The 22,833-nt window shown below is 69.5% G+C and carries 23 protein-coding genes; 11 read left to right on the top strand and 12 right to left on the bottom strand.

Translation table 11 applies throughout. The annotated features are described in order from the left end of the window. Positions 1–4 precede the first annotated feature (4 nt). Together lpdA and ABNQ38_RS25320 are read right to left on the bottom strand one after the other, a co-directional pair. A complete protein-coding gene (gene lpdA / locus ABNQ38_RS25325) occupies positions 5–1,402 on the bottom strand; it encodes a dihydrolipoyl dehydrogenase (protein WP_377808621.1) in 1,398 nt (465 codons plus the stop codon). A gap of 160 nt (positions 1,403–1,562) precedes the next feature. Beyond that, positions 1,563–2,150, bottom strand: coding sequence for a Uma2 family endonuclease (locus tag ABNQ38_RS25320; RefSeq protein ID WP_377808619.1), 588 nt, complete (start codon positions 2,148–2,150; stop codon positions 1,563–1,565). A 178-nt stretch (positions 2,151–2,328) separates the two neighbouring features. On the opposite strand from ABNQ38_RS25320, the gene ABNQ38_RS25315 reads away from it, so the two are divergent. Continuing rightward, positions 2,329–2,487: an entericidin A/B family lipoprotein gene (locus ABNQ38_RS25315; RefSeq protein ID WP_042692070.1), complete on the top strand. Its 159-nt coding sequence runs from the start codon at positions 2,329–2,331 to the stop codon at positions 2,485–2,487. Positions 2,488–2,645: 158 nt separating this feature from the next. Here ABNQ38_RS25315 and ABNQ38_RS25310 read toward each other — a convergent pair whose 3' ends face one another. From ABNQ38_RS25310 to ABNQ38_RS25295, 4 genes are all read right to left on the bottom strand, one after another. Beyond that, a complete protein-coding gene (locus ABNQ38_RS25310) occupies positions 2,646–3,059 on the bottom strand; it encodes a DUF6481 family protein (RefSeq protein WP_377808618.1) in 414 nt (137 codons plus the stop codon). A gap of 140 nt (positions 3,060–3,199) precedes the next feature. Further along, positions 3,200–3,409, bottom strand: a complete 210-nt coding sequence (locus ABNQ38_RS25305; protein WP_109052004.1) for a cold-shock protein — start codon at positions 3,407–3,409, stop codon at positions 3,200–3,202. 197 nt (positions 3,410–3,606) lie between these two features. Further along, positions 3,607–5,052 carry a D-glycero-beta-D-manno-heptose-7-phosphate kinase gene (rfaE1, locus tag ABNQ38_RS25300; RefSeq protein ID WP_377808617.1) on the bottom strand — a complete coding sequence of 482 codons (1,446 nt, stop codon included), beginning with the start codon at positions 5,050–5,052 and terminating at the stop codon, positions 3,607–3,609. 69 nt (positions 5,053–5,121) lie between these two features. After that, a complete protein-coding gene (locus tag ABNQ38_RS25295; protein ID WP_377808616.1) occupies positions 5,122–5,436 on the bottom strand; it encodes a hypothetical protein in 315 nt (104 codons plus the stop codon). Between the two features lie 130 nt (positions 5,437–5,566). Between ABNQ38_RS25295 and ABNQ38_RS25290 the strand changes: the two genes are divergently transcribed. The 3 genes from ABNQ38_RS25290 to ABNQ38_RS25280 all read left to right on the top strand — a co-directional run bounded on the left by ABNQ38_RS25290 (position 5,567) and on the right by ABNQ38_RS25280 (position 8,253). Continuing rightward, positions 5,567–7,060, top strand: coding sequence for a sensor histidine kinase (locus tag ABNQ38_RS25290; protein ID WP_377808615.1), 1,494 nt, complete (start codon positions 5,567–5,569; stop codon positions 7,058–7,060). Positions 7,061–7,179: 119 nt separating this feature from the next. After that, the gene (locus ABNQ38_RS25285) at positions 7,180–7,368 is read left to right on the top strand and encodes a hypothetical protein (RefSeq protein ID WP_174471096.1); all 189 of its coding nucleotides are present in this window, start codon (positions 7,180–7,182) and stop codon (positions 7,366–7,368) included. A 90-nt stretch (positions 7,369–7,458) separates the two neighbouring features. Next, the gene (locus ABNQ38_RS25280; protein WP_377808614.1) at positions 7,459–8,253 is read left to right on the top strand and encodes a methyltransferase domain-containing protein; all 795 of its coding nucleotides are present in this window, start codon (positions 7,459–7,461) and stop codon (positions 8,251–8,253) included. 19 nt (positions 8,254–8,272) lie between these two features. On the opposite strand, the gene ABNQ38_RS25275 is transcribed toward ABNQ38_RS25280, so the two are convergent. The 3 genes from ABNQ38_RS25275 to tsaD all read right to left on the bottom strand — a co-directional run bounded on the left by ABNQ38_RS25275 (position 8,273) and on the right by tsaD (position 10,990). Continuing rightward, entirely contained in the window at positions 8,273–8,701 is a 429-nt protein-coding gene (locus ABNQ38_RS25275) for a DUF2141 domain-containing protein (RefSeq protein ID WP_377808612.1), read from the bottom strand. A gap of 137 nt (positions 8,702–8,838) precedes the next feature. Continuing rightward, on the bottom strand, positions 8,839–9,858 hold the full coding sequence (locus ABNQ38_RS25270) for an NAD(P)H-dependent glycerol-3-phosphate dehydrogenase (RefSeq protein WP_377808611.1): 1,020 nt from the start codon (positions 9,856–9,858) through the stop codon (positions 8,839–8,841). Between the two features lie 46 nt (positions 9,859–9,904). Next, positions 9,905–10,990: a tRNA (adenosine(37)-N6)-threonylcarbamoyltransferase complex transferase subunit TsaD gene (gene tsaD, locus ABNQ38_RS25265; RefSeq protein WP_377808610.1), complete on the bottom strand. Its 1,086-nt coding sequence runs from the start codon at positions 10,988–10,990 to the stop codon at positions 9,905–9,907. Positions 10,991–11,144: 154 nt separating this feature from the next. Between tsaD and hemC the strand changes: the two genes are divergently transcribed. The 4 genes from hemC to ABNQ38_RS25245 all read left to right on the top strand — a co-directional run bounded on the left by hemC (position 11,145) and on the right by ABNQ38_RS25245 (position 16,140). Next, positions 11,145–12,083, top strand: a complete 939-nt coding sequence (hemC, locus tag ABNQ38_RS25260; protein ID WP_377808609.1) for a hydroxymethylbilane synthase — start codon at positions 11,145–11,147, stop codon at positions 12,081–12,083. 26 nt (positions 12,084–12,109) lie between these two features. Continuing rightward, positions 12,110–12,880 (top strand): uroporphyrinogen-III synthase, encoded by a 771-nt coding sequence (locus ABNQ38_RS25255; protein ID WP_377808608.1) that lies wholly within the window; start codon positions 12,110–12,112, stop codon positions 12,878–12,880. A gap of 135 nt (positions 12,881–13,015) precedes the next feature. Further along, positions 13,016–14,794 carry a COG4223 family protein gene (locus ABNQ38_RS25250; RefSeq protein WP_377808607.1) on the top strand — a complete coding sequence of 593 codons (1,779 nt, stop codon included), beginning with the start codon at positions 13,016–13,018 and terminating at the stop codon, positions 14,792–14,794. Then, entirely contained in the window at positions 14,791–16,140 is a 1,350-nt protein-coding gene (locus ABNQ38_RS25245; protein WP_377808606.1) for a heme biosynthesis protein HemY, read from the top strand. Before ABNQ38_RS25250 ends, ABNQ38_RS25245 begins: the two co-directional genes overlap by 4 nt. A gap of 132 nt (positions 16,141–16,272) precedes the next feature. Here the strand turns inward: ABNQ38_RS25245 and ABNQ38_RS25240 are convergent, their stop codons facing one another. Beyond that, a complete protein-coding gene (locus ABNQ38_RS25240) occupies positions 16,273–18,105 on the bottom strand; it encodes a right-handed parallel beta-helix repeat-containing protein (protein ID WP_377808605.1) in 1,833 nt (610 codons plus the stop codon). 352 nt (positions 18,106–18,457) lie between these two features. Here ABNQ38_RS25240 and ABNQ38_RS25235 point away from each other — a divergent pair, with 352 nt between their 5' ends. Then, positions 18,458–19,867: a hypothetical protein gene (locus ABNQ38_RS25235; RefSeq protein ID WP_376957413.1), complete on the top strand. Its 1,410-nt coding sequence runs from the start codon at positions 18,458–18,460 to the stop codon at positions 19,865–19,867. Continuing rightward, positions 19,864–20,814 carry a glycosyltransferase family 2 protein gene (locus tag ABNQ38_RS25230; RefSeq protein ID WP_377808604.1) on the top strand — a complete coding sequence of 317 codons (951 nt, stop codon included), beginning with the start codon at positions 19,864–19,866 and terminating at the stop codon, positions 20,812–20,814. Before ABNQ38_RS25235 ends, ABNQ38_RS25230 begins: the two co-directional genes overlap by 4 nt. On the opposite strand, the gene ABNQ38_RS25225 is transcribed toward ABNQ38_RS25230, so the two are convergent. Beyond that, the gene (locus ABNQ38_RS25225) at positions 20,753–21,319 is read right to left on the bottom strand and encodes an MAPEG family protein (protein ID WP_377808603.1); all 567 of its coding nucleotides are present in this window, start codon (positions 21,317–21,319) and stop codon (positions 20,753–20,755) included. The two genes, ABNQ38_RS25230 and ABNQ38_RS25225, sit on opposite strands and share 62 nt — an antisense overlap. Positions 21,320–21,587: 268 nt before the next feature. Between ABNQ38_RS25225 and ABNQ38_RS25220 the strand changes: the two genes are divergently transcribed. After that, complete coding sequence (locus ABNQ38_RS25220; RefSeq protein WP_256379242.1) at positions 21,588–21,716, top strand: hypothetical protein; 129 nt, start codon at positions 21,588–21,590, stop codon at positions 21,714–21,716. Between the two features lie 43 nt (positions 21,717–21,759). On the opposite strand, the gene ABNQ38_RS25215 is transcribed toward ABNQ38_RS25220, so the two are convergent. After that, the gene (locus ABNQ38_RS25215; protein ID WP_377808602.1) at positions 21,760–22,815 is read right to left on the bottom strand and encodes an alpha/beta hydrolase family protein; all 1,056 of its coding nucleotides are present in this window, start codon (positions 22,813–22,815) and stop codon (positions 21,760–21,762) included. Between the last annotated feature and the right edge of the window lie 18 nt (positions 22,816–22,833).

The raw sequence follows: 22,833 nt of genomic DNA, 5'->3' as shown, positions 1-22,833 counted from the left end.
GGGATCAGATGTGCAGCGGACGGCCGTCCACCGCCAGTGCCGCTTCCTTGACAGCTTCCGACAGGGTCGGGTGGGCGTGACAGGTGCGGGCGACGTCTTCGGCGGACGCGCTGAACTCCATGGCCAGCACCAGCTCGCCGATCATCTCCGACACGTTCGGGCCGATCATGTGGACACCCAGCACCTGATCGGTGGCGGCATCCGACAGGATCTTCACGAAGCCGTCGGTGTTGCCGCCGGCACGCGCGCGGCCGTTGGCGGTGAACGGGAACTTGCCGGCCTTGTAGGCGACGCCCGCGGCCTTCAGCTGTTCCTCGGTCTTGCCGACGGCGGCGACTTCCGGCCAGGTGTAGACGACGCCGGGAACCAGGTCGTGGTTGACGTGGCTCTTCTGGCCGGCCAGCTGCTCGGCCAGGGCGACGCCCTCTTCCTCGGCCTTGTGGGCCAGCATCGGGCCTTCGACCACGTCGCCGATGGCGTAGATGCCCGGCACGTTGGTCTGGAAATGGCCGTCGATCTTGACGCGGCCGCGCTCCAGCTCGACGCCCACCGCCTCCAGGCCGAGGCCTTCGGTGTAGGGGCGGCGGCCGATGGCGACCAGCACGGTGTCGGCCTCGATGGTCTGCGCGGCACCGCCGGCAGCGGGCTCGACCGTCAGGGTCACGCCGGTCTCGGTCACGGACGCGCCGGTCACCTTGGTGCTGAGCTTGAAGTCCATGCCCTGCTTGGCGAAGATGCGCTGGGCCTGCTTGGACAGCTCGTTGTCCATGGTCGGCAGCACGCGGTCGAGATATTCGACCACCGTCACCTTGGCGCCCAGGCGGCCCCAGACCGAGCCCAGCTCCAGCCCGATCACGCCGCCGCCGATGACGACCAGATGCTTCGGCACCTCCGGCAGCGACAGGGCGCCGGTGGAGGACACCACGCGCTTCTCGTCGATAGCGATGCCCGGCAGCGGGGTCACGTCCGAACCGGTGGCGATGACGATCGCCTTCGACGCGGTGATGGCGCCGACGCCCTCGACCTCGACGGTGTTGGCGGCGGTGATCTTGCCGGCACCCTTCAGCCAGGCGATCTTGTTCTTCTTGAACAGGAACTCAATGCCGGTGACATTGTCCTTGACGACCTTGTCCTTGTGGGCCTGCATGCCCGGCAGGTCGAGTTCGACGCCGCCGACCTTGATGCCGAACTTGGCGAGGCCGTGGGCCGCTTCCTCGAACTTCTCCGACGCCGCCAGCAGAGCCTTGGACGGGATGCAGCCGACGTTCAGGCAGGTGCCGCCCAGCGTCCCCCGCTTCTCGACGCAGGCGACCTTGAAGCCGAGCTGCGCCGCGCGGATCGCGCAGACATACCCGCCGGGGCCGCCGCCGATCACAACGACGTCAAAAGTGCTTTCAGCCATGAGAGGCTTTCCTTTCGCCATTCTTGCTCGTTGCCAAAAGCCGTCCCATCCAGCGGGGAGGGCGCGCGGGATCATCCGCGGGGCGATTTATGCCCGCGCTCACGCCCCGTGGCAACGGGACACTTCGTCTCTGGAGGCAGGGTTGCCCAATGGACGGCGGTCAGAACCCGAGGTCGCGGTAAAGCTCCGCCAGCGGGATTTCGAGGCCGGCGGTCTCCAGCACCAGCCTCCCCTCCTCCTCCAGCACCTCGGGTGCGGCGGGCCAGAGATTGTCCGAATCGCGGCGGTGCAGTTCCGCCCGGATGGTCCGGGAGTCGAGGAACAGTATCTCGCGCACCGACGGCATGGCGGCATAGGCATGCAGCTTGGCACGCTGCGCCTTCTCCTCCGTCGGCGACAGGATCTCCACCAGCAGCACCGGGGCGGTGGTGTAGGGGATTTCCGGGTCGAAGGGCTCGCAGGTCACGGCAAGGTCGGCGACCCGGTAATTGTGCGTCGGGTCGAAATGCGGACGGACGCCGGCTTCCGACATGGCACGGCAACGGCTTCCATCCCTCTTGCCCTTCTCCCGCAACGCATCGCGCAAAGCGGCGCCCAAGGCGATCTGCAGGGTGCTGTGTGCCGGGCTTGGATGCGCCTGCCCGACGATCCCGCCATCGACGAGTTCATACCGGGCGTCGTCCCGGAACTCCATCGCCAGGAATTCCTCGACGGTCGTCAGCGGGGTGAAGCGGCGGCCGAGCGGCATGGCGGTCTCCGATCCGGACGATGGCGTTCGGGAACAGTGCCAATGTAGTCCATTCCGGCATGGAAGCGAAGGGCACCCCTTTTGCGCAAGGCCCCTCTCCTTCCGATTCCGGAAACCTTTACGGCCCCGCTTGCGTTCAAATCGGCATCACAGCGCCACCGCAACGGAGACCACCGCCATGACCACCATCAAGAAGTTCGCCCTGCTCGCCGTCCTGGGCACCCTGCTGGGCACCACGCTGGCCGCCTGCAACACCGTCGAGGGCGCCGGCCAGGATGTGCAGGCTGGCGGCCGCGCCATCGAGCGCGGCGCAGACAACGTCCAGAAGAAGATGTAATCCCGAGGCACTCGCGGCTCCGGGAAACGCCCCCCCGGAGCCGACCCCAAAAAGCAATGGCCTCCCATGCGGTTCGGATCGAACGCATGGGAGGCCATTGCTGTGCTGGACAATCGGCGCCGCGGGTCGCATCGCTTGCCGACGTCCTGCGATCCGCCTCAGCGGCTCCTGGCCTTGCGTGCAGCGTAACGGGCATCGCGGGCGGCTTTCGCTTCCGCTGCGGTCGCCACCTGACGCTTGGCCTGCTCGGCAAGCTCCTGAACCGCCAGCGCCTCGCGGGCGGCCTGCTCGGCCTGTTCGGCCTTCAACGCTTCTTGTTCGGCGGCCTTGCGGGCATCGCGGGCGGCATTGCGTTCAGCCTCGCGGGCCTCGCGGGCGACGCGGATGGCCCGCCGGGCCTCTTCGCGCTCGGCAAAGACCGGATCGTTCACACCGGGCTGCGCCTTGAACTTTTCCAACAGTGCCTTTTTCGCGCCGGCCGCGGTGGCCAGACGCTCGGAAAGCCCTGCATTCTTAAAACCGTTCATATCCATCCATTTCGTGAGGTCGGCCATGCCCACGAGGCAGGCCATCGAACAAATCCCGTACCGGGCACAAGCCGCCAAAAATGGCGATGCGGCGCCAGAGACAAGCGGTCCCGGCTGCGGCGCTCCCGAATTCCGGTACAAAAAAAGGCGGCCGAAGCCGCCCTTTCTCTTCGAACCTGCTGCGCTCAGAGCGCGCGCAGGTTCTCAGCCGCAACCTTGCCGCGGCGCGGATCGCGGATCGCGTCGAAGGACAGCTTCTGGCCTTCACCGAGGTTGCTGATGCCAGCGCGCTCGACAGCCGAGATGTGGACGAACACGTCGGCCGTGCCGTCTTCCGGCTGAATGAAGCCAAAGCCCTTGGTCGAATTGAAAAACTTGACGGTACCGATAGCCATGGGTCAGTTCCCTTCCTGGCGTTGCACTGCGCGAGTTTGCGCAGATGCATCAATTTCACTTCGGGGAAGAGACCCAAATCCGTGTGACGGATCAGAATAGCAAAGCCCAGAGCAACGTCGACCACTCACAGATAGGGCATGCATCGGAAGGTTACAAGCGACAAACGACGCTGGTCCGCCATGCGCGCCCAGTTGTCTCACCCCTTCATGCGCTTGATGGTGTTGGTCGTGCTCTGTCCCTGGACCAGTTCGGCCAGCACCACTTTTCCGCCATAGCTCTGGACGAAATCCGCCCCCACCACCGTCGCGATGGTGTAGTCGGCTCCCTTGATCAGCACGTCGGGGCGCAGGGCGTGGATCAGCGTCTCCGGCGTGTCCTCGCCGAAGATCACCACCAGATCGACGCAGCCCAGCGACGCCAGAACCGTGGCGCGCGCCGTCTCGTTCTGGACCGGCCGGCTTTCGCCCTTCAGCCGCTTCACCGACGCATCGCTGTTCAGCCCGACCACCAGCACGTCGCAGGCGGCGCGGGCCTGCTTCAGCAGCGCGATATGGCCGGGGTGCAGCAAATCGAAGCAGCCGTTGGTGAAGCCGACCCGCTTGCCGCGCAGCCGCCAGCGCTCCGCCCGTTCTGCTGCGGCGTCGCGGGTCAGCACCTTTTCCTCGCCATGGCGCCACTGCTGCTCGTGCAGGCCGGACAGCAGTTCGGCCGAGCGGACCACCGCCGTGCCGACCTTGCCCACCACGATGCCGGCCGCCAGATTGGCAAGCCGCGCCGAATCGACCAGATCGATCCCCACCGACAGCGCGGCGGTCAGCGTCGCCACCACGGTGTCGCCGGCGCCGGACACGTCGAACACCTCGCGCGCCTCGGCCGGCAGATGCACGGCATCCTCGGCGGTCACCACCGACATGCCCTGCTCGCTGCGGGTGGCGACGACAGCGCCGATGCCGCAGGTGGTGATCAGGTGGCGGGCGGCGGCGATCACCTCCTCGTCGGTGCGCGCCGGCAGGCCGGTGGACTCCATCAGCTCCTTGCGGTTCGGCGTGACGATGTCGGCCCCGCGATAGCGGCGGTAGTCGCGCCCCTTCGGATCGACCACCACGGTGCGCCCGGCCTGCCGCGCGGCAGCGATCACCGCCACCACCAGATCGTCGGTCAGCACGCCCTTGCCATAGTCGGACAGAATGACGCCGCCCACCTCGGGCAGCAGGTCGCGCACCCGCTCCAGCACGCGGTCGGCCACGGTGATCGGGACCACCGTCTCGATGTCGGTGCGCAGAAGCTGCTGCTGACCGGCGATGAAGCGGGTCTTCACCGTGGTCTGGCGCCCGTCCTCCATCACGATGGCGCCGTCGCTGACGCCCTCGCGCCGCAGCAGGGCCAGCAGATCGGTGCCGACGCCGTCGCGCCCGACCACCGAGACGAAGCGGCAGTCCGCCTCCAGCGCCACCAGATTGGCTGCGACATTGCCGGCGCCACCCAGCTTGGGCACTTCGCGGTCAACGCGCAGGACGGGAATCGGCGCCTCCGGCGACACCCGGTCCACCGAACCATAGACGAAACGGTCAAGCATCACGTCGCCAAGGCACAGCACGTTGGCGCGCGACAGGGTGTCGATGTGACGGGCAAGGTCGCTCATGGCGCCTGTCTTACCAACGCCAAAGCGGTAACGCCAGAGGACAAGTTTGCGCCGGCAGGAATGAGGGCGTCAGGAAAAAGCGGGAACGTCCCGGCGCAGATCGCCGGTTCCACGGGTGAAGGTCAGGGTGATCGCCCCGTTCACCTCCTCCGCACCGGCAGTCCCCGCGGCCAGTTCCACCATCAGGCCGGCATCGGCCAGCGCGGTTTCGAACATTCCGGCCCGGTCACCCGGCAGCGCGAAACGGACGGTCGCCATAATGTCAGAGAAGAGCGTGTGGTCGACGATCCAGCCGCCGGCTGTCCCCAACGCGTCGGCGACCGCGGTCAGCGCCGCATTGCGCTCCATGGCGACCACCGCTTCGTATTTCAGAAAGCTCCGCATCGCATGTCCTCCGGTTCCGCCGCCTTCCGACATCCGAGCCGTTGACGGTCGCTTAGTGTAGTGGATGACTGTCCGGCGCGTAAGGTCACGCGCCCTCTCCGCCGGTGCATCCGGCACACTGCGAGCCACCATGCCCCGCCCCACCGTCGCGACCAGCCTGTCGGCCAAGCTTCTGCTGCTCACCATCCTGTTCGTGCTGCTGGCGGAGGTGCTGATCTATGCTCCCTCCATCGCGCGCTTCCGGATGAGCTACCTGGAGGAGCGGCTGGCCGTTGCCCACATCGCGGCCCTATCGGTGGAGGCCGCCCCCGACCTGATGGTAACGAAGGAATTGCAGGCCAAGCTGCTGGCCTACACCGGTACCCACGTCATCGACCTGATCCAGCCGGGCGCCCGCGTCTACATGCTGTCGCGTCCGATGCCGCCGCAGGCCGATGCGGTGTACGACCTGCGCGGCACCGGCATGGGCATGCAGTTCGTCGATGCCGGCAACGCCCTGTGGCTCGCCCTTGAAGGCGCCCTGGGGGGAGCCCTGGAGGGAGCCGTGGGGCCGCAGCGCAACCGGGTGATCCGGGTGATCGACCGGTCGCCCAACGACCCGGCCCAGCGCGTCGAGGTGACGATGGACGAGCGGCCGCTGATCGATGCCATGCTCGACTTCTCGCGCCGCATCCTGGCGGTGTCGGTCGCCATCTCGCTGATCGCGGCGATCCTGGTCTATGTCACGCTGCATGCCCTGCTGGTGCGGCCGATGCGGCGCCTGACCGCCGAGGTGGTCGCCTTCCGCCGTGACCCCGACGGCGCCCCGCCGCTGGTGCCCGGCACACGCGCCGACGAGATCGGGGTGGCGGAGCGCGAGCTGGCAGCCATGCAGGGCACGGTGCGCGCCGCCCTGCGCCAGCGCGAGCGGCTCGCCACGCTGGGCACCGCGGTGGCGAAGATCAACCACGACCTGCGCGGCATCCTGTCCACCGCCTCCCTCCTGTCGGAGCGGCTGACCGAAAGCGCCGATCCGGAGGTGCGGCGGGTGACGCCGCGGCTGGTCGCCTCGCTCGACCGGGCGGTGGAGCTGTGCAGCCAGACCCTGTCCTTTACCCGCGACGGCGTCCTGCCGCTCTCTCCCGCGGGTACGGACCTGCGCCGGCTGGTGGAGGAGGTCGGTGCCGAGGTTCTCGCCACCGCCCGGCCCGACGGCGGCCGGGTGGAGGCGGACTGGGTCAACGAGGTCCCCGCCGGCACGCTGGCGCAGGTCGATGCCGCCCAGCTTCGCCGTGCTCTGGTCAATCTCGGCCGCAACGCGGTGCAGGCCGGCGCCGACCGGGTGAGCATCTCGATCCAGGCCGGGCAGGCGGACCGGCTGACCCTGACCGTCGCGGACAACGGCCCCGGACTTGCGCCGCGGGCGCGGGAGAACCTGTTCCAGCCCTTCGCCGGATCGGCGCGGGCCGGCGGAGTAGGCCTTGGCCTCGCCATCGCGCGGGAGGTGCTGCGCGCCCATGGCGGGGAGCTGCGGCTGGTGGAAAGCGACGCCGCCGGAACGGCCTTCGCCCTTGACATACCGCAATGCAATGCGGACACCGGTGCGGTAGCCGTTGCAGCGCACAAGTCGTTTGTGTCGCATTGATTCTGCCGGGTTCGTCCCGCAGAATTCCTTCAAAGCCGAAGCGTTCGCGAGCAGCCCGGCGGGGCGGGAGGCGGGCGCTTCCCCACCGCCAACGCCTTGTTCTGAAAGGACTCCGCGACGTGAAAGCCTTCTCCTTCTGGATCAACCCCATCCTCGCCGGCATCATGGCCTTCGTCGGGCTGCTCGCCTCCTCGCGCGCGGCGGACGAAGCCTTCGCGGCCGGCGGCCTGATCGTTTTCCTCGGCTGCGTGCTCTTCATCTTCGCGTCGATCGGCCGCTATTTCGACCGTCTGGGCTCCGCCCACTGACCGTCGCGCCAAGCGACCGGTAACGCGAAGGCCGGGTGAACCACCCGGGGGGCAGCCGCCCAACGAAGCGGGTGCCACATGACATGCTCTATGACATGGGCAACAACGGCGGACCCCAACGCCTTCGCGACCATCGATGTCCTGCGCCGCCGTCCCGTCATGGATTTGACGGCGGCGCTTCCCTTCTCTTCGACGCCGCGCACAATCGTCGATCTCGCCTGCGGAGCCGGACAGCTGTCCCGGCTGCTGGCGGCGCGCTGGCCACAGGCCGACGTTCTGGCGGTCGACCAGTCCCCGGCGATGCTGCGCTGGGCCGCCGACACGCCGTCGCGCGTACGCTACCAGCAGGCCGATCTCGGCGAATGGCGCCCGCACTGGCCGGTGGACCTCGTCATCTCCGCCGGCGGGCTCCACCATGTGGCCGGCCACGAACGGCTGTTCCCCGACCTGCTGCAATCGCTCGGCCCCGGCGGCGTCTTGGCCGTCGCCCTGCCCCGTCCGCAGGCCCAGATCGCCCACCGCCTGCTGCTGGAAACCGCCGCCGACGGCCCCTGGTCGGACCGGCTGCACGATGCCTGGCCCGCGGCGGAGCGGACGGAAAACCCCAGCTATGGCGCGCAGGACTATTATGACTGGCTGGCTCCCCAGGGCGCCGTGATCGACCTGTGGGAAACCGAATATTTCCACGCGCTCGACGGCGACGTGCCGCTTCTGCAGTGGCTGCACCAGTCGGCGTTGGTTCCGGTGATGGACCGGCTGGCCGGCCCCGAACTCGACGGCTTCCTTGCCGCCTACCGCCGCCGGCTGGAGACGGCCTATCCCGAACATTCCAGCGGCGGCGCCTTGATCCCGACCAAGTGGCTGTTCCTGGTGGCGCAGGTGTGAGGACGCTACCGCCGGCCCGTCACTCGACCAGCCGGATCTCCGTCGTCGCGACGCCCGCGGCTCCGACCGCAACGGCATAGTCGTCGAAGCCCGGCGGACCGAAGCTGCCACGGGCGGAACGGCTGAACCCGTGCGGCTCGGCCGGGATGCCGAACAGGCCGGTGGCCATCTCCCCATTGTTGTCGAGATCCTGGAAGGCGATCAGCCCGTAGCGCCCGGCCGGCAGGTCCGGAAACACCACCTGCACCTCGGTCCCCAGCGCCGCGGCGAAATAGCCGGCGCGCGGCGCCTTCGCCTTCTGCGCCTCGGCGCTGTCGAACAGCGCGACCATCACCTTGCCCTGATTGGGCTTGACGTTGCGGACGGTCGCGCGGAGTTCCCCGGCCGTAGCAGTTCCCGCGGCCGATCCCATGGCGGCCAGCGCCAGCAGCGTCACCGGGGCGATCATCCTTGTAGACCAACTTGTGGACCAACGCGCGAACCGTCGCCGTGCCGTCATTCCCCGTTCTCCCCTGGCGGCACCCGACCGGCCGGGTGCTCCGCGGTACAGTACGCGACCATGACGACCGCAGATCAGCCCGTCCCTTAAACGCCTTCCCCGCGGAATGGCCGCGACAGCAGCCCGTCGATGGTCTCGTCCAGCCCGGCGCCGCGGTTCAGGATGGCATCGACGGCGGCGCAGATCGGCATGTCGACGCCCAGCCTGGCCGCCAGCCCGACCACCGCGGCGGCGGTATAGACGCCCTCGGCCACCGACCGGCGGACGGCTAGGATCTCGGCCAGCGCCTTGCCTTCGCCCAGAGCCGCCCCCAGCGACATGTTGCGCGATTGCAGGCTGGAGCAAGTCAGCGTCAGGTCGCCCAGCCCCGACAACCCCATCAGCGTCTCCGCCCGGCCGCCGAGCGCCAGCGCCAGCCGGGTGATCTCCGCCAGCCCGCGGGTGATCAGCGCCGCCCGCGCATTGTCGCCGAGCCGCCGCCCCTCGACCACGCCGCAGGCGATGGCCAGCACATTCTTCACCGCCCCGCCGATCTGCGAGCCGACGACATCGTCCGAGCGGTAGGGCCGGAAGGTGCGGCTGCCCAGCGCCGCGACCAGCGCCGTGCCCAGATCATGGTCGGCACAGGCCAGCGTCACCGCCGTCGGCAGCCCGCGCGCCACTTCCGCCGCGAAGGTCGGACCGGACAGGATCGCCACCGGATTGCCGACCGGCAGCGATGCCGCCACCGCCTCGCTCATCAGCGCGTGGCTGTCCAGCTCGATCCCCTTGGCACAAACGACGACAGGCGCCCCCGGCTTCAGAACCGGCGCCATCCGCGCGGTGACGCTGCGCGCATGCTGGGCCGGCGACACCAGCAGCACCGCGTCGCAGTCGCCGAGATCGGCCAGATCGCCGGTGACCCGCAGCGCATCCGGCAGCGGCACGCCGGGAAGATAATCGCGGTTCTCGCGGCGGATGCTCATCGCCTCCACCACCGCCGGCTCGCGCGCCCACAACAAGGTCTCCCGCCCGGCCCGCAACGCCGCAAGCGCCAGCGCAGTACCCCAGGCGCCGCCACCGACGACGCCGATGCGGTTGAGGGGGGAGGGGGGCAAGGCACTCATCGATCTTCACTCACGCGTAAGAAACAGAGGGGTATGCGCACATTCGTCACGCCTTCACCCCCGCCCCCACGCCTGCACGCCCGATCACCGGCGCGGCGTTCGGGTCCAGCGGCCAGCGCGGACGGGGGGCGAAGTTCAACGGATCGCTCTCGCCCATGCGGAAGCGCTCGATGCCGGCCCAGGCGATCATCGCCGCATTGTCGGTGCACAGGCGCAGCGGCGGGGCGACGAACGGCATGCGATGCGTCTCCGCCAGCGTCGACAGGCGGCTGCGGATAGCCTTGTTGGCCGCCACGCCGCCGGCGACCACCAGGGCGCCGCCCTGCGGATGGTCCTCCTTGAAGCGGCGGATGGCGCGGGCGCAGCGGTCGGCCAGCACCTCCGCCACCGTCGCCTGGAAGGCGGCGGCGAGATCGTCGCGATCCGCATCCGACAGCACGCCGCCCGCCATGCCGCCCAACTCCTCCACATGACGCCGCACCGCGGTCTTCAGCCCGGAGAAGGAGAAATCGCAGCCCGGACGCCCCAGCATCGGCCGCGGCAACTCGAAGCGCGCCGGGTCGGTGGCGCGCGCCGCCGCCTTTTCCACCAGCGGCCCGCCGGGATAGCCCAGCCCCAGCAGCTTGGCAGTCTTGTCGAATGCCTCGCCGACCGCATCGTCGATGGTGGTGCCGAGCCGGCGATAGCGCCCCACCCCCTCCACCGCCAGAAGCTGGCAATGGCCGCCCGAGACCAGCAGCAGCAGGTAGGGAAAGGCGACATTGTCGGTCAGCCGCGCGGTCAACGCGTGGCCTTCCAGATGATTGACAGCGACGAAGGGCAGCCCGCGCGCCGCGGCGATGGCCTTGGCGGTCATCACGCCGACGATGACGCCGCCGATCAGCCCCGGCCCGCCGGTGGCCGCCACCGCATCCAGGTCGCCGAAGCCGATCCCGGCCTCGCTCATGGCGCGGCGGATCAACCCGTCCAGATGCTCGAGATGGGCACGGGCGGCGATTTCCGGGACGACGCCGCCATAGGGCGTGTGGTCGTCCAGCTGCGACAGCACGACGTCGGCGCGGATTTCGCGCGCGTCGGTGACGATTGCGGCGGCCGTCTCGTCGCAGCTCGTTTCGATTCCAAGAACGATCATGGCGCCAAATTAGCCGCCTTGGCGGTCCGGGTACAGGATGGAGTTGCGGGCGGCGCGCCTGACATTTGATCCGCAAATTTGATCCGCCTCAATCTTACGTATGGAGGGCAGACGAATCCTTGCAAAGCTGTGCGGATCCCCTAGAACACGCCCTATGACGACCCACCCGCTCCGTATCGGGACGCGCGGCAGCCCGCTGGCGCTGGCGCAGGCCCATGAAACCCGCGACCGCCTGATCGCCGCGCATCCCCATCTCGCCGCGCCCGGCGCCATCGAGATCGTCGTCTTCAAGACCACCGGCGACCGCATCCTCGACCGCACCCTGGCGGAGGCGGGCGGCAAGGGCCTGTTCACCAAGGAACTGGAGGAGGCGCTGTTCGACGGCCGCGCCGACCTTGCCGTCCATTCGATGAAGGACGTGCCAACCCAGCTTCCCGACGGGCTGGAGATCGCCACCCTGCTGCCGCGCGAGGATCCGCGCGACGCCTTCTTCTCCCGCTCCGGCGGCGGTCTTGCCGATCTGCCGGCCGGCGCCGTAGTCGGCACCGCCGGCCTGCGCCGTCAGGCCCAGGTCCTGGAACTGCGCCCCGACCTGAAAATCTTCCCGCTGCGCGGCAATGTGCAGACCCGCCTGTCCAAGCTGGACGCCGGCGAGGTCGACGCCACCCTGCTGGCGCTGGCCGGGCTGCGCCGCCTCGGCCTGACCGACCGCATCACCGCGGTGCTGGAACCGGAAACCATGCTGCCGGCGGTGGCCCAGGGCGCCATCGGCATCGAGATCCGCAGCGACGACGACGCCACCCGCGCGCTGCTGGCCCCGCTGAACTGTGCGGAGACCATGGTCCGCGTCACGGCGGAGCGCGCTCTGCTGGCCGCGCTGGACGGCTCCTGCCGCACGCCCATCGCCGCGCTGGCGATGCTGGACGGCGACAGGCTGCATCTGCGTGCCAAGGTGCTGTCGCATGACGGGAGCATCATCTTCCGGACCGAACGCCGCGGCCGGTCGGCCGATGCCGAGTCGCTCGGCAGCGATGCCGGCGCCGAGATCCGGGCGCAGCTGCCGCCCGATTTCTTCGTCGCCTCACCCCACTGATCCTTCGCTCCGGCCAGGTTTTCCGCATGACGGAAAAGCAGACCGACCCATCCCTCCGCTCCACCCGTACGCGCCTGCTGGTGACCCGCCCGGCCGAGGATGCCGAGCCGCTGGTCCGTCGGCTGGAATCGCTCGGCCATGCGGCGGCGGTGGAGCCGATGCTGTCGATGGTCTGGCTCGACGGGCCGGAACCCGACCTTTCGGACGTACAAGCGCTGCTGTTCACCAGCGCAAACGGCGTACGCGCATACGCCAAACGTACGAGCCGGCGCGACCGTCCGGTGCAAGCCGTCGGAGACGCCACGGCGCGGGCGGCGCGGGCGGCCGGCTTCGACCAAGTCGACAGCGCATCGGGCGATGTGTACGCGCTGGCCGAGCGGGTGCGCGCGATGCGCGATCCGGCCGCTGGGGCACTCCTGCATGTGGCGGGAAGCAAGGTGGCGGGCGACCTTGCCGGCCTGCTGGCGGCGGCCGGCTTCACGCTGCGCCGCAGCGTGATGTACGATGCCGTACCCGCGCTAACCCTCTCGGACGATACCGCGACATTTTTGCGTACGTCCGCACTCGACGGCGTGTTGTTTTTCTCTCCCCGAACCGCGGCATCCTTTGTTAGGCTGCTCGCCGAGGCGGGCTTGGTCGACTGTTGTCGTACGGTCGATGCGTTCTGCCTCAGCCCCGCGGTCGCGGAGGCTGCCCGTGCGTACGGCGAACAGGGAGCGATGCCGTGGCGAAGCGTACGGGTGGCGGCTCGGCCGGAGCAGGACTCCCTGCTCGATCTGTTGCCGGTCGCCGGGTAACCCCGGCGCGGTCCGGCCGTACGGCTTACGCCTCCGGTGCTTCCGGATGGTCGGGTCAGCCCTACGGGGGACGAGGGGGACCGGTCAGGGGGCTGTGACGTTACAACGAACAACAGCGAACCGAAGGTACAGCCCATGACCTCTCGTCCAGGCTCCGAACGCCCCGGCACCGACCGTGACGGCGACGGCGCCAGCACCGGCAATGCGGCGGTCGACCGCATCGTCGAACGTTTCGGCGGCATCCGCCCGATGGCCCACAAGCTGGACACCCCGGTGACGACGGTCCAGGGCTGGAAGAAGCGCGGCGCCATCCCGCTGGCGCGCCATGCCGACCTGCGCGCCGCCGCCGCCAAGCACCGCATCAAGCTGGACGACGCCGACCTGGACGCGGCGACCCCCAGCGAGGACCGTCCGACGGATGCCTCCGCGGCCGCCATCATTATCCCGCCCGCCGCTGCGTCCGTCACCACGATCGACGTGGTTCCGGTGGTCGAACCGATCCCGGCCGCCTCCCCGGCCGACACCATCCCCGGCACCATTTCCGGCGCCGACACCCCGGCCCCCGGCGCGACCGTCGGCGCGGTGACCGAGCTGCAATCCGCCGACGCCCTGATCCCGCCGGCCACGCCCATCGGCGCCACCGACAGCCTGGGTGACCTGCCGAAGAGCGACGCGGAGAAGGCCGAGGACGCGAAGGCCGACGCCATCAAGTCGGAGTCCATCAAGTCGGGCGGGACGAAGACGACCTCTTCGACCACCAGCTGGACGCCGTCCGGCACCACCGGCAGCGCGGGCTACAGCCGCAGCGCCGATGCCGAGCCGGTGCGTCCGACCATCGCCCCGACCCCGTCCTACATCGAGGAGCCGCGCTCCGGCGGCGGTTTCGCCACCGCCCTGTCGGTGGTGGCCCTGCTCGTCGGCGCCGCCGCCCTGTCGGAGCCCTGGTGGGGTCCGGCCCTGCCCGGCTGGCCGGCATCCCCGCCGCCCGCCGCCTCCGGCGCCGCCCCAGCCGATCCGGCGCTGCGGTCGCAGATCCAGCAGCTGGCCGACCGCGTCGGCAAGCTGGAGCAGCGCCCGGCCGCTGTCGCCGGCAACGGCAGCGCAAGCGTCGACGTCTCCGCACTGACCCAGCGGATCGATGCGCTGGAGAAGCGCCCGGCCGCCACCCCGGACACCGGTGCCGCCACCAGCGCCGCCGAAGCCCAGAAGGCGCTGGCAGACCGCCTCGCCGCCCTGGAGCAGAAGGTCACCGCCGCCTCCGGCAACGCCCAGGCCGCGCAGGAGCTGCGTGGCGAGGTCGATTCTCTGAAGCAGCAGGTCACCAGCGTCAACCAGGCCGTCAGCGAGCGGCAGGACGCCGCCACCGCCGCCCAGGCGCTGGTGCTGGCCGCCGGTCAGCTGCGCGCCTCCCTGTCGGGCGGGCAGCCGTTTCAGCAGGACCTCCAGGCCGTCCGTGCGCTCAACATCGCCGATGCGGGCGTGACCCAGCCGCTCGACGCCGTGGCACCCTATGCCGCCAAGGGCATCCCGACCCGCGCCCAGCTGACCGACCGTTTCCAGCCGCTGGCCGGCGAGATCGTCCGCGCTGAAATCCGCGGCGAGGGCAACAGCTGGATCGACTCGGCGGTCGGCAAGCTGTCCACCCTGGTCACCGTGCGCCGTGAGGGCGGCGGGGTGGTCGGAACCACCGCCGACGCCGTCGTCGCCCGTGCCGAGGCCGCTCTTGCCGCCGGCAATCTGGCCAAGGCGGTGGAAGAGCTGTTGACCCTCCAGGGTCCGGCCGCCCAGGCCGCCGCGCCGTGGCTGGCCGACGCCAAGGCGCGCGTGGCCGCCGATCAGGCCGCGCGCCAGCTGAACGACCGCGCCATCGCCCTGATGACCACCGCCGCCGGCGGGAAGGGGACGGCCCAATGATCCGCGCCCTCTGGTTCCTCCTCAAGGTCGCGGTGGTCATCGCAGCCGCGATCTGGCTCGCCGACCGTCCCGGCACCGTCAGCGTCCATTGGCTGGGCTACGCCGTCGAGGCGCCCTTCTGGGTCGCCCTGCTGGTCACGCTGGTGGCGCTGGGTATCGCGGCGCTGGGCTACCGCCTGCTCCGCGGCATGATCCGCACGCCGCAGCGCCTGCGCCGCCACAGCCGGGCCCGCCGCCGCGAACGCGGCTACCGCGCCCTGACCCAGGGCATGGTCGCCATCGCCGCCGGCGACGCGCCGACGGCGCGCAAGATGGCGCGCAAGGCCGACGGCCTGCTGAACGAGCCGCCGCTGACCATGCTGCTGTCGGCTCAGGCCGCCCAGCTGCAGGGCGACGAGCGCGCCGCCCGTCAGTATTTCGAAGCGATGCTGGAGCGGCCGGAAACCGCCTTCCTCGGCATGCGCGGGCTGCTGACCCAGGCGATCAAGTCGGGCGACCGGGTGGAGGCGCTGAACCTCGCCCGCAAGGCCCGCGGCCTCCAGCCCAACACGCCCTGGCTGCTCAGCACGCTCTATGACCTGGAGGCGCAGGCCGGCGACTGGGCTGCCGCCGAGGGCACGTTGCAGCAGGCGATCCAGACCGGGGCCATCCCGACCGAGGAGGGCCGCCGCCACCGGGCCGTCCTGCTGCTGGAGCGCAGCTTCGAGGCGGAGCGCCGCGGCCGCGCCGACGCCGCCCTGTCGCATGCCCAGGCGGCACACGACATGATGCCGGGCTTCGCCCCCGCCGCCGTGCGTCTGGCCCGTCTCCAGGTCGCCGCCGACCGGCTGAAGCCGGCCGCCAAGGTGGTCGAGCGGGCGTGGCGCCACGCGCCGCATCCGGAACTGGCCGACATCTACCGGACCATCGTTTCCAGCTACGACGCGCTGACCCGTGTGCGTCTGTTCCAGAAGCTGGTGCGTCAGGCTCCCGATTCGGCCGAGTCCCACCTCGCCGTCGCCCAGGCCGCCATCGATGCCCAGCTGTGGGGCGAGGCGCGCCAGCACCTGAACCGCGCCATGGAGATCGGCCCGACCCGCCGTGCCTACCACCTGATGGCCGAACTGGACCGCGGCGAGCGCCATGACGAGGAAGCGGCGAAGGACTGGCTGGCCCAGGCCGCCAACGCGCCCGAGGATCCGGTGTGGACCTGCGGCTCCTGCGGGGCGGTCAGCCACAACTGGGGCGGCCTGTGCGGCCATTGCGGCGCCTTCGACAGCCTGACCTGGAAGACCCCGACGGTGGCCGTCCCGGTGATGGAACCGACCGATATCCCCCCGGCGCTGGCCCGTCCGGCGACCGCGTAAGGGATCGTTGCAACACATGAGAAAAAGCGCCCTTCCCCACCGGGAAGGGCGCTTTTTCTTTATGGTACAGTCGCAGGCGTCAGCGGTCTCCCGTCCACTGCGCCTGCGACCTCCCTATCTGGCCTCGCGTCCCTACCGCATCCCCTCCGGGCCGACGCGGTCCAGAGGCAGTTCCTTCATCGCCAGCAGCCGGTCCAGCAAACGGCCGCCTGCCGGCGCGTTGGCCGGCGGAGCCGCTGCCCTGGCGGCGCTGGTGGAACCGGCCGCCTCCGCAACGGGAGCGGCACTCTCCAGCCGGGTGTTGTCGATGCGGTACTCGCCGCCCGACAGGCTGTTGACGAGTTGCTCCTTCGGCGACGGGCCGGCCACCACATTGCCGTCGGCGACATTGCCGTGCATCCGCCCGGCCTGTCCGGCGCTGGGCACCCATTCCAGCCGCAGGAAGCGGTCCTTGCCGTCATTCATCACCGTGATGTTGTCGGCCACCCGGTTGTTGTCGCCGCCATGCAGGAAGATCGCCGCCATCCCGGTGTTCTCCAGCAGGTTGCCCTGCACCGTCACGCCGCTGGTCATGTCGTCCAGATAAATGCCGAAGCCCTTGTAGCGGGACAGCCAGCGCCCCTGCGCGTCGGTGGCGAGGCCGCCGGTATCGCGGATGTCGTTGAAGCGGATGAAGCTGCGGGTGTCATTGCCGCTGCGGCCCAGCATCTCGACGGCGCCGGCGTCGGCGGTCTGGCGCGCGGTGTCGCGGATGCGGTTGAACTCGATGGTGTTGTCACTGTTCACCGTCTGCGGGTTCCAGTTCTTGATCGAGATGCCGTAACGGGCCGACCGCCGTATGTCGTTGTGGGCGATCAGCGTGTTGCGGATGCCGGCGCCCATCACGCCGCCGCTGAAGAAGCGCACCTCGCCGATGTCGCTGATGCGGTTGGCGAGGATGCGGTTGTCGCTGCTGCCGGGCGCCAGCACCACACCGGACCGGCCGAGATGCTCCATCCGGTTGCCCGCCACCTCGGTCCGGCTGGCGCCGTCCAGCATCACCGCGGTGCCGACCAGGGCGAAGCGGTTGCCGGCGACCCTGGCCCCGCTGCCGCCCTTCACCACCACCGCGTTGCCGTCCCACGGTACGTCGGTGAAGGTCAGCCCCTCGACCGACACGTTGCGGGCATTGTCCAGCCGCAGCAGCACCGGCTGCCGCGCCACCACGAGGTCCGCCCCGGCAGCGTTCAGCCCGGTCGGCGGCTTGACCAGCAGGCGCTTCGCCCTGGCGTCCCAGGCGAATTCGCCCGGCCGCGTCAGGAAATCGGGATGGCCGAGCAGCCTCACGGTGGAGCCGTCGCGGTAGGGATACTGCCCGTCGCCGTCGAAGCTCAGCAGCCCGCCGGGGTCGGCCGACACCACCCCCAGCAGGTCGTCGGACAGCCGTTCGCGGTCCAGCGCCTGCGCCCGCACCCCCGGCCCAGCCCAGCCGGCCTTCAGCACGCCGGGAGGCAGCCGCATCTGCCGCTTGCTCCCCTGGCTTTTGGGATCGGATTGCACCGCCTTGGCCGGGAACCAGCCGCTGCGCGGATCACCGAGGGCGAAATCGCCGCTGCGCGCCGCATCCAGCCGCTGCCCGCCGATGGACACGTCCAGCGCCGGATCGCGCGCCAGCGGCGCCGACAGCACGCCGTTGGCCGTCTGCGCGCCGCCGACCGTCTCGCCCCCCGACAGCACCGGCTGTTCACCCTCCACCGCGGCCAGCCGCAGCCCCAGCAGCGACGCATCGACCACCAGCGGGGCCGTCAGCCGATAGGTGCCGCCATGCAGCCGCACGGTCGCCGGGCCGCTTCCCTTGGCGGCGGCCAGCGCACGGGCCGGTGTGGCGAACGGACCGTCGCGCCCGTCGGTCGACGGTTGGGCAAGGCGTCCCGACCAGCGGTCGTTGCCGGTGGGCGAGACGTAGAAGGTCGTTTCCGCCGCCATGGCCGGCCCCCATCCGGCGGCAGTCAGCAGAAACGCTGAAGTCAGCAGAACCCGAGGCAGGATTTGGGCCGCTCCACTCCGAAGACGGGTATGGGAACGGAACATGGGAGAACCTCCTCCAAGACAGCGGCAGATGCCGCCGAAGGAGGGAGACTGACCCAGGCCAACGGCACCGGCAAAAGCGCGAAGGGGGTGTGCGGGTGCGAAGGGGCCACGCCCTCTGCACACCTGCCCGACCGGGACGGGACGTATAGGCTGGCTTTTCATCCTAGCCTGACCGGCCGGTCGTACCCGTTTGCCTGCGGAGTGCCCGTCTGTCCAGGCGGAGCCTACAACCGGGGACGGTTTGCCGATGATCGAAATGGCGCTGATCGCGCAGGTCCTGGTGCTGGTGCTGGTGACCGCGGTGTACCTCAGCTCCGGCAGCGCGTCGATGTTCCATCCGTTGACGCTGTACCTGATCTTCCACACCCTGGTCTTCGTCATGCGGCCGGTCCTGGTCCACACCCAGCATTTCGACGATGTCTGGCTGTTCATGGGATTCTGGCCGAGTGAGCAGCAGTTCGTCATGACGCTGGTGGTCAGTTCGGTGGCGTTGATCGCCTTCGCCGCCGCCTGCATCTGGGCAGGTCTGGTCCGGCCCGACTGGACCCCGAACGGCGAGCCGGCGCCGGTCTTCACCTTCGACCGCGTCGACATCGTCGCCTTCCTGACCACCGCGGCGCTGCTGGGTCCGCTCGCCATCTATTCGGCGGTCCAGCGCCAGGGCGGCGCCAGCTTCGACGGCACCGGCGACGTGCAGATGGAGCGCGACCCGCTGACCGGCCAGCCGATCTACACCAACACCACCGGCTACATCGCAGAGGCCCATTCGATGGGCCTGCCGCTGACGCTGGGGCTGATCTGGGTCTGCCGCTTCCACCCGCTGTCCTTCATCCCCTTCGCCGGCTTCGTCGCCTACCGCGCCTATCTGGGCTGGGGCCGCTGGGCCATCATCATGGGCATCCTCGGGCTGGTGCTGCTGATGCTGTACCGCAGCCGCACCAAATGGTTCCGGCTGTGGCATGTGCTGGCCGCCATCCCGGTGATGGGCCTGTTCACCGTGCTGGGCAACAACCGCGACGCCTTCCGCGACGTGCTGGCCGGCGACGCGCCCGCCTCCGTCCTGTTGAAGTTCAACGGCGGCAGCGGCAGCGGCCGGGCGCTCGACGCCTTGGCCGGCCAGGACCTCGCCAACTTCGACTTCCTCGCCTACATCCTGTGGGTGGTACCGAAGCAGTCGGCGACCTACACCTGGTTCACCCAGTATCTGCAACTGTTCACCGAGCCGATCCCCCGCCTGCTGTGGCCGGGCAAGCCGGTGGGCGCGCCGGTGAAATGGGTGGACCTGAACGACTATGGCGTCTTCTACAACCTGACCACCTCGCTTCCCGGCGACGGCTGGATGAGCGCCGGCTGGATCGGCATGGTCGTCACCATGGTGGTGGTCGGCCTGATCCTCGGCCGCCTGCACCGCTGGTTCTGGACCAGCGGGTTCCGCAACCGCTATGCCGTGCTGTTCTATTGCGCCTTCCTGCCGCTGTGCCTGCAATGGTTCCGCGATGGCAACATCACCATCGTGAAGTTCGGCTTCTTCTCGCTGCTGCCGATCCTGCTGTGGATCGGGCTGACCCGGGCGCTGCGCGCCTGGGGCATCCTGGACGACGACCCGCTTCGCCCGGTGGTGGCACCGCCCAACTACGTCGGAAGGAGGCCGTCATGACGCTGAGCGTCAGCGCCGTCATCGCCACCTACAACCGCGGACCGGAGCTGCGCATCGCGCTGACCCGGCTGATGAACCAGACGACCCCGCCGATGGAGATCATCGTCATCGACGACGGCTCCAGCGACGGCACCGGTGCGATGATGCGGGCGGAGTTCCCCACCGTCCGCTACGTCCGCCAGCCGCACAATGGCGGGCTGATCCTGGCCCGCAACTTCGGTTTCGTGAACACCAGCGGCGACTGCATCCTGTCGGTCGACGACGACAGCTGGTTCGAGGATCCCGACGGGCTGGCCCGCTGCGTCGCCTATCTGGAGGAGAATCCGGAGGTCGCCGCCGTCGCCTGCAACATCGAGACGCGCGACGGGCTGGTCTATTTCCCCAAGGGCGCCGCTCCGTTCGACGTTCCTTGGTATGTCGGCTGCGGTCATCTGCTGCGGCGCAGCGCCGTGGAGCGGGTCGGCCTCTACATGCCCGAACTCTACCGCCAGGGCGAGGAGAAGGACCGCTGCCTGCGGCTGGTCGGCGCCGGATACCGCGTCGTCGCCTTGCCCGAAATCATGGTCTACCACGACAAGAGCGAGAAGGGCCGCAAGCCGGGGATGGAGCGCTTCTACAACCACCGCAACGACCTGATCCGCGAGGTGGCGCGCTGCCCCGCCTCGCTGATGGCGTGGCGGCTGGCCCGATCCTGGGCCGGCAACAGCTGGAAGAACCTGCGCAACGGCCCGCGCCTGACCGATTTGAAGGTGCTGCTGGCCCTGCCGGAGATCGTCCGCATCGGGCGGAAGCACCGGGCGCCGGTCAGTGTGGAGGCCTATAACCGCTGGCTGCATCTGGCGAAGACCGCGGCTCCGGCCAGCGCCCCCCCTGTGGAAAAGCCCGTCAGCCGGGCTGCATCCCGGCCAGTTGCAGCAGAACGGCCCAGCCCAGCACGATCAGATTGACGGTCAGCGTCATCGCCATGCCCGGTGCCCGCGCGAAGGGATGCACCAGATATCCCGCCCAGAACAGCAGCCGCCCCAGCACGAACAGCCCGGTCGCCACCACCGCGGCCCCCAGCGAGGGCTGCGGCAGGGTGGCGACCAGGGCGGCCAGTGCCGGCACGAAGATGGTGGACTGCTCCACGCTGTTGGCCAGCACCCGCTGGCAGACGCGCTGGCCGCGCGACTCGGGATCCTCGATCGGGTCGAAGGCCTGGGTGCGGCCGCGCATCGCCATCACGCCGACGACCATGCCGAACAGCAGCAGCGCCGGCCACAGCGCCAGCCGCGCCCACAGCGTCATGCGTGCGCCGGGCGCGTTCAGCCCCATCGGCGGCGCCACCAGCGACAGCAGCAGGACGAACAGCAGCGCCGTCACGACGACCGATGTCCCGTTCAGCATCAAAGCGCCGCGGAGCAGGGATTTGCGCCGGCGGGGGGCGCGTTGCTGAAGGCTGCTGTCGGACATCGGGGCGGGGCTCCGTCGAAGGGCGGGGATTCGACAAAAGCGCCGTCCCTTCCCATCTGGAAAAGACGGCGCTCTGTCCTTTCGACCAATAACGGCCCAACCCGTGATTTGGATCAAGGCCCGGACGCCGCCTCGGGTGTCCCCTACCGGTGTGACCTAGGGGCGACCGCAGTGGCGGAGATGTTGTCAGTCACTCTTTTCGCTACCATGTTGTAACCATCTGCTTCACCATGTGGGTGAACGCGGGGATCTCGATGGTGGAGGGCCTATGATGGATCTCGTTCTGCTGGGTGGTGCGGTGGCGACGGCTGCAGCGTTGGCCGGTCTGATCGCCACGATGCCGACCCCCAAACCGATTCCGATCCGTGTCCGCGACCGGCGCCGCCAGCGGCGCTGATCAGCTTCCAGATCGATTGCCGGTGATGACGGAAGCCGCCGGCTTATCGTGGCGGCGTTGTCGGCCCGAGGAAGCCAACGATCAGGTCGGAGACCTGTTGGTGGATGGCATCCCGGCTTCGGCCGTCACGATCGTGGCAGATCATTCCGTCCCCAGGGTGCTCGGCCTCCAGCAGCGGGACGGCGTCGGCCTTGCAGACACTCAGAAAGCTGAAGTGGCTGGCATCGCCGATTTCAACATAGCGAGTCCGGTCGCCCGGCAGCAGAGCCGCCAAGTGGCGTGATTCCAGTTCGACCGGCATTTTCCGATCGCCCGGACCGGCACCGACGACCAGGAACGGCTTGTCGATCCCGACGAGACTGGCCGGATCGAATCCCTGCGCCAAACCCAGATCCAGCGTGACGAACGCCTCGATCCGCCCGTCCGCCATCGGTGTCGTCATCCAGGGGCGCCGTGCTGTCCCCTCCTCATCCAGTCCGCCGATCTCCGGTCCGCAGGCCGCCATCAACGGATGCACGGCGCAAGCAGCCTCATGGCGCGACGGATCGAACCGCGCGCCAGCCAGGGTGACAGCGGTCCACCCGCCAAGCGAATGACCGATCACCGCGGCGCGGTTGGGAATGACCAGCGCGGACCAGGGAGGGCTCTCATTCATCCAGTCGATGACCCGGGAGACATCACCGGGGCGCTTCCACAGCATGGTCGCACCCGGCGGAGCCATGTCGCGGCTGGTCGATCCGGGGTGGTTGGGGGCGGCGACGAGGTAGCCCTGCGCCGCCAGATCGACGGCCAGCCATTGCTGGTTGGTCCAATTGCCGCCATAGCCGTGCGAGAGCACCACCAGTCGGTGCCGGCCCGGCTGCGGCGGAGCGTCGACCCGCACCGCCATGCCTGCGAAGACTCGATTGTCGCCGACCAGGGTGGTTTCTCCCACCGCCTCGGCCGGGTACCAGACCGCGACCTCGAGCGCCCGGTACCGATCCGTCGCAGGCAGGGTCAGCCTTTGAAAGCCTACGGACGGCTGCTCGGCGCAGGCGGGCACTGCAAACCCGGCCGCCATGGCCAACCCCAGGAACACAGGAAGGACGGAACGCTTCATGTCGGTGCTCCGTCGCCA

It is taken from the genome of Azospirillum sp. A29 (genome assembly GCF_042604625.1).
In the GTDB taxonomy this organism is placed as follows: Bacteria; Pseudomonadota; Alphaproteobacteria; order Azospirillales; family Azospirillaceae; genus Azospirillum; species Azospirillum palustre.
This window is presented reverse-complemented; position numbering and strand designations above follow the sequence as displayed.